We start from the raw sequence: 6,264 nt of genomic DNA on the forward strand, positions 1-6,264 counted from the left end.
CGCAGTGTTGAGCGGGATCGCCATCGGCGCCTTTTCGAGCTGGCCGGGCGTCGCCGGCACTTCCTGTTTCAGGTGCAGCACGGCACGCGCAGCCTCCGCGTCATGCTCGAGCCGCGCCGTCACCTTGGGCGTCCCGGCCTGGCTGTACCAGCGCCGGAACTGGGTGAGATCGACGCCGCTCGCATCCTCCATCGCGGTCACGAAATCCTCGCAGGTCGCCGCTTCGCCGTCATGCCGTTCGAAATAGAGGTCGGAGCCCTTGCGGAAATCCTCGGCGCCCAGGATCGCCTTCATCATCCGGATCAGTTCGGCGCCCTTGTTGTAGACGGTCGCGGTGTAGAAGTTCGAAATCTCGATATAACTTTCCGGGCGCACGGGATGGGCGAGCGGCCCGGCGTCCTCCGGGAATTGCGCGGCGCGCAGCACGCGGACATCGCCGATCCGCGCGACCGCTTCCGATCCCTGATCGGCCGAGAATTGCTGGTCGCGAAAGACGGTGAAGCCCTCTTTGAGCGAGAGCTGGAACCAGTCCCGGCAGGTGACCCGGTTGCCCGACCAGTTGTGGAAATATTCATGCGCCACGACCCCTGCGATCGCGTCGAAATCCGCATCGGTCGCCGTCTCCGCGTTCGCGAGGATATAGCGCGAGTTGAAGATGTTGAGCGACTTGTTCTCCATCGCACCGAAATTGAAATCGGAGACGGCGACGATGTTGAACTGGTCGAGATCGTACTCGCGGCCATAGACCGCCTCGTCCCAGGCCATCGAATCCTTGAGCGCCTGCATCGCGTGACCGGTCTTCGGCAGGTCCGCCTCGCGCACCCAGATGGCGAGCGACACTGTCCGGCCCGAACGCGTGACGAAGCTGTCCCGATTGGCCGAGAGATCGCCGGCGACCAGCGCGAACAGATAACAGGGCTTGGGCCAGGGATCTTCCCAGCGCGCCCAATGCCGCCCCTCCGCGCCCTCTCCGCTTTCGATGCAGTCGCCATTGGCGAGCAGCACGGGAAAGCGCGCCTTGTCGGCCTCCATGCGCACGCTGTAGCGGCTCAGCACATCGGGCCGATCCGGAAAGAAGGTGATCCGGCGGAAACCCTCCGCCTCGCATTGGGTGCAGAGAATGCCGCCCGATGCGTAAAGCCCCATAAGCTGGCTGTTCTTTTCCGGCGCGATCTCGACCAGCGTCTCGACAATCGCGGCGTCGCCCGCAATCGGGATCGTCAGGCTCTCATCGTCGAGCGCCCAATCGCCATCCTCGAGCTGCTCGCCGTCGCGCCATACCTCGAGCAGCTTCAGGCTCTCGCCATCGAGCCGCAGCGGCGCATCATGTGCACCGTTGCGCGTAACCGACAGCCGCGCCCGCACCAGCGTCCGCGCCGGATCGAGCTGGAAATCGAGCGCGATCTCGGGAACCAGCCAATCGGGCGGGCGATAATCTTCGCGGCGGATGACGGGCGGCGTGGCGGTGGCGGATTGCATATCGAGCATTATTGCCGTCTAGTCCGCAACGCCCGGCGGCACAATCGCAACGGTTAACGGCAAACGGAGAAGAGTGGCCATGCCCCATATGCTGATCTTCGGCCTCGGCTATACGGCCGGAATGCTCGCCGAGCGGCTGCGCGGCGAGGGCTGGACCGTTTCGGCCACACGCCGCGAGGCTGGGCCCGACGCGATCGCCTTTGACGACCGCGACGGCGTGATGGCGGCACTCGGCGAAGCGACCCATATCCTCTCCTCCGTGCCGCCCGCCGGCGGCAGCGACCCGGTGCTGGACAGTTATGGCGACGCGCTGAAGGCCGCACCCGCCCAGTGGATCGGCTATCTCTCCTCGACCGGCGTCTATGGCGATACGGACGGGGCCTGGGTCGACGAGACCGCGCCGATCGGCGGCGGGCGGCGCAAGGCGCGCGCCGAGGCCGATGCCGCCTGGCAGGCCCTGCGCGACGATGTGCGCGTGTTTCGTCTGCCGGGCATTTACGGACCCGGCCGCTCGATCCTCGATCGCATCCGGCAGGGCAAGGCGCACCGGATCGACCTGCCCGACCAGGTGTTCAGCCGTATCCATGCCGAGGATATCGTCGCCGGTATCGTCGCCGGTTTCGAGGGCCCGGCGGGCGTCTACAATATATCCGACGACCGGCCCGCGCCGCATAACGATATCGTCACCTATGGCTGCCGCTTGCTCGGCGTCGAACCGCCGCCGCTCCAGACCATGGACGAGGCGGGGCTGAGCGAGATGGCGCGTGGCTTCTATTCGGAAAACCGGCGGGTGGCGAACGGCAAGGCCAAGCGGGTGCTGGGCTGGGAGCCCGTCTATCCCGACTATCGCGCCGGGCTGCGGGCGATCCTGGCCGGCTAGGCCGGTACGCGCGGCAGTCTCGGGCGGCGCGCCCGGGTCGCGTAGACCAGACCGGCGATTGCCAATACGGCCCCGGCCATGGCCAGCGGCGACCAGACATAGCCTTCGAGCAGCGTCGAAAAGAGCATCGCGACGACCGGCACGAGCACGCCAGTATAAGCCGCCTGCGCCGCTCCGATTTCGCGGATCAGGCCGAAATAGATCGGAAAGGTCACGGCCGAACCGATAATGCCGAGATAGAGGACACCGGCCAGATAGCCGAGACGCATCTCGATGACCGGCGGGCCGACCGTCGCCAGTGCGAACATCCCATCGAGCAATGCTCCCCACAGCATCGCCCAAGCGATCAGCGTGAGGATCGGGTGCGCCTTCGCGCCCTCGGCCGCCTGCAGGATGTTGGCCGTGGACGCACACATGATCGCCACGAGCGTCAGCCCGATGCCGATAAAGACCGCGCTGCCGCCAACCGGCGCCTGCCGATATTCCTGCACGAAGAGCATTGCGATACCGGCGATTGCGATGACGGAGCCGATGACGAAGCCGGCCGTGATCCGCTGGCCGAGAAACACGCGTCCGAGAATGGCGTTCGGCACCATCAGCAGCGCGAACATGACCGCGACGAGCCCCGACGTGATGTAGAGTTCGGCGGCATAGACGAAGTTGAAATTGAGCGCGAACTGGCTGAGCCCGAGCAGGATCGCCCAGAATTGTCCGCGACGGTCGAGCAACAGTGACTGTCCGCGCAGCGCGATCACGACGAACATCGCCGCGCTCGCCGCGAGAAAGCGGTAGCTGACCGACCAGACCGGCGGAACGACCACGAGCTGGTCCTTGATCACGATCCAGGTTGAGCCCCAGATCAGCGAGATCAGCAGAAAGGAGAGGAGGATGCGCGGCGTCCAGAAAGTGGCATCCGCGTCCGCCGCCGCGGCCTCGTTCATAAGGCCGCGATCGCCTCGGCCAGCGGGCGCACTTCGTCCGCACCCTGGTCCCAGCTCGTCACGAAGCGCGCCTCGCCGACGCCCCAGTCGTAGAAATCGAACCCCTTGGCGCGCAGCGACGCGGCCTCCTCGGCGCTCAGCCGGATAAACACCTCGTTCGCTTCGGCCGGATAGACCAGCCGATCCGGCGCAGCGTCCGCAATCAGCTTCGCGCCCGCATTGGCCGCCCGCGCATTGTCGAGCCACAGGTCGTTTTCGAGCATGGCGAGGATCTGCGCCGCCAGATAGCGGCCCTTGGACAGGAGATGCCCGCCGCGCTTGCGCCGGTAGCGGATCTCCGCCGCCTTGCCGCGCGCATCGCCAAACTGGATGATCGCTTCGGCCGACATGCCGCCATTCTTCACGCAGCCGAAGCTGAGCATGTCGACACCGGCGCGCCATGTGACCTCGGCCGGCGCGCAATCGAGATGCGCGACCGCATTGGCGAAGCGCGCGCCATCCATATGCAGGCCCCAGCCGCGCGCGCGGCACAGATCGCCGAGCGCCGCCACCTCGTCCATCGTGTAGACCATCCCATATTCGCTGGCCTGGGTGATCGACAGCGCATGCGGTTGCATCTGGTGCACGTCATCGCGGATGGATCCGGCGATCCGCTCCACTTCGTCCGGGGTAAGCTTCGCGCCCTCGCCCGTGCCGAGCAGAAGCTTTGCGCCATGTGTATAGAATTCGGGCGCGCCGCACTCGTCATTCTGGATATGCGCTTCTGCGTGGCAGATAATCGCGCCATGCGGCGGGCAGAGCGCGGCCAGCGCCAGCGCGTTGGCGGCCGTGCCGGTCGACACCCAAAGCGCCGTTACCTCAGTCTCGAAAATCTCGGAGAAGGCGGCATCGAGCTTTTGGCTCTGCGCGTCCTCGTCATAGGCGGTATCGACGCTGTTCGCGGCGGCGAGCGCATCGAGAACCGGTTGGCTGACGGCGGCCGCATTGTCGGAGAAGAAACGCATGGCAGCCGCATGATATGCGTTCCGCCAAAGGTCAACCGATGCGGCCGATCCGCTCGGTCGTATCGTCGGGCCGGTCGGAGGTCAGCGCGGCGCGAATCTCTTCCAATGCGAGCGGCTTGCGCAGCAGCGGGGCACTGATCCCCTCCCCGTCATATTTCGAATCATAGCCGGAGGCGAAGACGAAGCGGATGTTGCGCGCATGCAGTTCGCGGGCCAGCGGGATCGAATTCTCCTCGCCCAGATTGATGTCGAGAAAGGCGAAATCGAACTCATGCGCTTCGACCAGGCCCTGCGCATCGGCAAGCGTCGCGGCATGGCTGACTTCGTCGACCCCGAGCGACTGGATCATCTCTTCGAGCATATGGGCCAGCATATATTCGTCTTCGACGATCAATACCTTTGCCGGCATTCCCGCGGCCATCTGTTCTCCCCCGGACGCGCGCATCAGTCGCCTCCCGCCGGCCACGGCGCGCATAATCGGTATTCCAGACCGCCTGCCGCGTAATCAAGTGTCGCGCTACCGCGGAAATCGCCGGGCAGGATTTTGGTGAGCAATGTCGTGCCGAAGCCCTGGCGTTCGGGCGGTGCGCATGGCGGCCCGCCGCGTTCGATCCATTCCAGCTGGATCATGTCGGTACCGCCTTCCGACACGCGCCGCCAGCCAAGCGTCACCGCGCCATCGTCGTTGGACAGCGCGCCATATTTGATCGCATTCGTCATCAGCTCGTTGATCGCCATCGCAAAGGTCATCGCCTGGCGCGCCACGAGCCTGACGCGCCCTCCCTTGCAGGCGACGTTGTTGCAATCGTCGTCGCTGAAGGGGCGCAGGGCGCGTTCGATGACCTGGCGGATATCCGCGCCCGTCCATTTCTCGTCGGTCAGAATGTCGTGCGCGCTGGACAGCGCCTGGAGCCGCCCGGTGAAATCCGCCTTGGCGTCGGCCAGCGGCTCGTCCTTGCGGAACGACATATGCGCGACCGCCTGTACCGTCGCGAGCGTATTCTTCACCCGGTGGTTCAGTTCGTCGATCATGATCCGCAGATGGTCTTCGTCCGCCTTGCGGCGCGTAATGTCTTCGATCAGCGAGATGCAGAAATCGGGCTTGCCGTCGCGCCCGCGCTGTAGCCCTACCGTCAGATTGGCCCAGATCTGCTCGCCATCCTTGCGGAAATAGCGCTTCTCCATCTGATAGTGCGGGATGTCGCCCTTGATCAGCGCCTTGAGCTGCTCGAGGTCGATCTTCAGATCGTCAGGATGCGTGATGTCCTGAAAGGTGATGGCGAGGAGCTCTTCGCGCGAATAGCCGAGTATCTCGAGCAGGCGTTCGTTGACCCTGAGCCAGGACCCGTCGAGGCCGACATGCGCGATGCCGATCGCCGCATTTTCGAACGTCGCATCGACGAGTTCCGCCCCGTCATGCCATCCGTCGACCCAATGATGCATTTCCCCCACCTTCTCAGTCTGGCGTCAGAAACCGCAAAGCGCAACACTTCACAACGGCCGGACGGGCCGGCCAATTTTGCTTGCGATCGACGCTATGGGCGAATGGTAAAGAAAAGATGGACGATGCGAGGCCTGACGGTGCACAGTCGCGCCATTCGGCCTGCCCATCGATGCGGGCCGCCTGCCCGGCTGCGCCGTTAGCCGTGCAGCGCGATCGCCGGGCAGCATCGCGCAGACCGTCTATGGCGCCCCTTCCGAGCCGGGGCAGATCGTGACCGGCCCGCCATCGGCATCCGAAGTTCCGTTCGCCAGACCGGACTCCTCCTCGCAACCATCGTCCGAAATGGCCGGCGATCCAAAGGACTCGACCTGATCGCGCGTCTCGCGCGCCACATCGGCCAGCTGCTCAGCCGGAGGCGGCGGAGGCGGTGGCGGTGGCGGCGGCGGTGGGGGCGGGGGTGGCGGTGGGGGGGGAGGCGGCGGCGGGGGGGGCGGGGGGGGCGGAGGGGAGGTGCGA

6 protein-coding genes are annotated in these 6,264 nt (G+C 65.5%); 1 reads left to right on the plus strand and 5 read right to left on the minus strand.

The genetic code is table 11. The features are described from left to right. On the minus strand, positions 1-1,488 hold a 1,488-nt coding region (gene pepN, locus ACTS1Z_RS04410; RefSeq protein ID WP_442623228.1), incomplete at its 3' end, for an aminopeptidase N. 70 nt (positions 1,489-1,558) lie between these two features. On the opposite strand from pepN, the gene ACTS1Z_RS04415 reads away from it, so the two are divergent. Continuing rightward, positions 1,559-2,359 carry an SDR family oxidoreductase gene (locus tag ACTS1Z_RS04415; RefSeq protein WP_442623229.1) on the plus strand — a complete coding sequence of 267 codons (801 nt, stop codon included), beginning with the start codon at positions 1,559-1,561 and terminating at the stop codon, positions 2,357-2,359. On the opposite strand, the gene ACTS1Z_RS04420 is transcribed toward ACTS1Z_RS04415, so the two are convergent. Genes ACTS1Z_RS04420 through ACTS1Z_RS04435 form a run of 4 tightly spaced genes read right to left on the minus strand, consistent with a single transcriptional unit; the run spans position 2,356 to position 5,747 of the window. After that, a complete protein-coding gene (locus tag ACTS1Z_RS04420) occupies positions 2,356-3,300 on the minus strand; it encodes a DMT family transporter (protein ID WP_442623230.1) in 945 nt (314 codons plus the stop codon). The two genes, ACTS1Z_RS04415 and ACTS1Z_RS04420, sit on opposite strands and share 4 nt — an antisense overlap. Further along, on the minus strand, positions 3,297-4,304 hold the full coding sequence (locus ACTS1Z_RS04425) for a threonine aldolase family protein (protein WP_442623231.1): 1,008 nt from the start codon (positions 4,302-4,304) through the stop codon (positions 3,297-3,299). Before ACTS1Z_RS04425 ends, ACTS1Z_RS04420 begins: the two co-directional genes overlap by 4 nt. A gap of 31 nt (positions 4,305-4,335) precedes the next feature. Then, entirely contained in the window at positions 4,336-4,725 is a 390-nt protein-coding gene (locus ACTS1Z_RS04430) for a response regulator (protein ID WP_442623232.1), read from the minus strand. A 23-nt stretch (positions 4,726-4,748) separates the two neighbouring features. Further along, positions 4,749-5,747: a sensor histidine kinase gene (locus ACTS1Z_RS04435; RefSeq protein ID WP_442623233.1), complete on the minus strand. Its 999-nt coding sequence runs from the start codon at positions 5,745-5,747 to the stop codon at positions 4,749-4,751. Between the last annotated feature and the right edge of the window lie 517 nt (positions 5,748-6,264).

The sequence above is a fragment of the Parasphingopyxis sp. genome, from assembly GCF_052168295.1.
Lineage (GTDB): Bacteria > Pseudomonadota > Alphaproteobacteria > Sphingomonadales > Sphingomonadaceae > Parasphingopyxis.